Annotated in this window: 3 protein-coding genes; all 3 read left to right on the top strand. The window is 30.7% G+C overall.

Going from position 1 to position 2,528, the window contains the following annotated elements; genetic code table 11:
• A partial coding sequence (locus tag CQA53_RS13420; RefSeq protein ID WP_245945903.1) for a hypothetical protein occupies window positions 1–488 on the top strand: 488 nt, incomplete at its 5' end.
• On the top strand, window positions 485–1,765 hold the full coding sequence (locus CQA53_RS13425) for a hypothetical protein (RefSeq protein WP_245945904.1): 1,281 nt from the start codon (window positions 485–487) through the stop codon (window positions 1,763–1,765). The genes CQA53_RS13420 and CQA53_RS13425, both read left to right, overlap by 4 nt.
• A partial coding sequence (locus CQA53_RS10830; RefSeq protein ID WP_115543955.1) for a hypothetical protein occupies window positions 1,746–2,528 on the top strand: 783 nt, incomplete at its 3' end. The genes CQA53_RS13425 and CQA53_RS10830, both read left to right, overlap by 20 nt.

A 2,528-nucleotide genomic window follows, 5' to 3' on the forward strand; every position in this document is an offset into this window, starting at 1 on the left:
TAGTGAAAATCCCTATTTACTCACATATCAAAGCAAAGCTAGAATCCAAAGGACTAGATTCTATCACAAGTGGGCAAATTGCGTGGTTTGTGTGTAGTGTAATCATAGGTTTTACAATATTTACATTTTTATTTTCATTCAGTTTAAATTCATTTATTGATAATGTAGATAGCTTTATACATTATTTAAAAATCAATACCATTGAGTTTTTATGCCTTTCTATATTTTGTATTTTAATTTTTAATACTTTTTATATAAAGAATATATTACCATTTCTATTGGTTGTATTTTTTATCATTTTATTTTTTATCTTTGCAAGATACTTTGATAGTGCAATTTGGGTAGTTTTAGGCATATTATCTCTATGTGTAATTAGTGTTTGTGTAATAGCTAAAAAATTTGGATTTTGTATCATTTTTTGTATAGATATAGCTCTTGTATTATGTGTATATCAATTATTTTTTATGGCAGGAGGGCTTAGGAAATGAAATACTATGCAACAATTTACATTGATAAACTATTTGGGGAAATGACAAGAAATTTTAAAATATCATCTCCAATATCATCTTTAGACTTCACCCACGCCTTTCTAGGACTCACCAAAGGTAAATCTCCTGATGAGCTTGATGCAATGGATAAAGAATTAAGAGATAGAAAACTTAAGAATAAAGATTGGAGAGATATTGATAAGAAATGGTATGAAAGTTTAGGAACTAATGAATATAACGATGGCTTTTGGGGCTTTGGCACAGCTAATAGAGATTTAGGGATAATAGATAAGGCAGTAGGGAAAGTGTTTGAAAACAATCAATATATAGTTAGCCCAAATAAAGATAAAAATATATATGATAATGCGAAGCTTAGAAGCTCAAATACATTTAATCCTTCAAATCGTTGCATTTTAGAAATCTCACAAGAACAATACGAAACCTTATTGCAAAATATTCATAAAGACTATCAAATTACAATAGATATAAAACCCCAAACAAAGCAATATAAAAATAGTGATTATAGATATGATATAACACGAAATAATTGCGTTCATTGGGTGCAGAAACACTTAAGCCTAATTGGCGTTGAAATATTTGAGCAATTTGATATACCTGGTTCTTTTATGGATATTTTTGATTCCATAAGAGAAGTTCATTCTATTTTTCTACAATTCCAAGCTATAGATTCATATCTTGAAAGTGTAAAAGGAGCAAAAACATTTAGGCGATGGGTTGATAATATGGTGGGCAACAAATATTTAATGTGTTCGTTAAATAAAGAGGCTAATAAAATTCGTAAAGAAAATTTAAAATGCGAAGTAAATAATCAAGAAGCAGTATATATGTATTGGACTCACAGAAAAGAAAAAATTAAAATATATCAAAGACTAAAAGAAAATTTAGATATTCTTATATCTAAATCCAATAAGCAATTAAAAGGTGTATTTCACTTATTGTATGTAAGCAATAATAAAGGTTATATATTATCGCCACCAAATTATGAAACACAGGCGATAGATACGCTTGACCTCACAATCCCAGCAAACAACTTTAGTGTAAGTGAATTTTATCCCTTTATCTTTATCCCAGATGATGAGATGATTGCTCGCATACTCTACCACGAATATGATTATGGCACACTCTCGCCAAACTACACAAAAGATACGATGGAGTTTTATTATGCGTTCTTAGAGGGTAGAGAGATACAAGAATATTGGAGTGAGGCATTTCATACAATCAATAAGAGGGTGAAAGATGAATACAAGCTTGCGTAAAGAGATAATAAAAGTAAGAGATAATCAAACACTAGACTTAAAAGTCTTAGAATCTAAAGGCATAGATACGATAGAATCTAAAATATATTTCTTAGGCATAGAACTCACAGGTGGCACAGAATCTAATAAACCTTATAATGAATGCTTCTTTGGGGAATTAGATAAAGAGGGAGTATTGATAGAATCTAAGCCTATCTATTACTTGCAAGGTGGAGAGGATATGGATTCTGTCATTGCGAGGAATGAAATGACGAAGCAATCCACAAACAAAGATTCTAAGCAATCCACAAATAACAATGCTAAAGTTTCTAATGCTATGGATTGCCACGAAGCTAACACTTCTCGCAATGACAATAAAGAATCAATCCACACTACCAACACAAACTCTACCACTACTCAATCAAACTCTACTAACAATAATTCAAATACAACTTCTCCCTCTCCACCTCATAGTAATATCATAGGCACTTCCACCCTCCAAGTATTCCTTCACTCCTCTACACTTACAATACTTCATTATTCTCTTATTCATTCTAGCCTTCATATCAAGCTAGAATGTAAAAGCAAAGAATCTCAAGAGATAGAGAAGAAAGAAAAAGCACTCTTAGAATCTAAAGCAAAAGATTCTAAAGAGAATAAAGAAAGTATCTCCACTGCAATGCTTTGTCCTATATTAGAAGATAATGAGCTTAAATGTCCTCATAATGGTAGAGTAAAGCTAAAGAGTAATAAAGGCAAAAGCTTTACATCTAAAGATATTCCT

The sequence above is a fragment of the Helicobacter didelphidarum genome (genome assembly GCF_003364195.1).
GTDB classification, from domain to species: domain Bacteria; phylum Campylobacterota; class Campylobacteria; order Campylobacterales; family Helicobacteraceae; genus Helicobacter_A; species Helicobacter_A didelphidarum.

Excerpts from the sequence above, each read along its gene's own strand:
- CQA53_RS13425 (WP_245945904.1), top strand. The coding sequence starts at position 485 with ATGAAATACTATGCAACAATTTACATTGATAAACTATTTGGGGAAATG.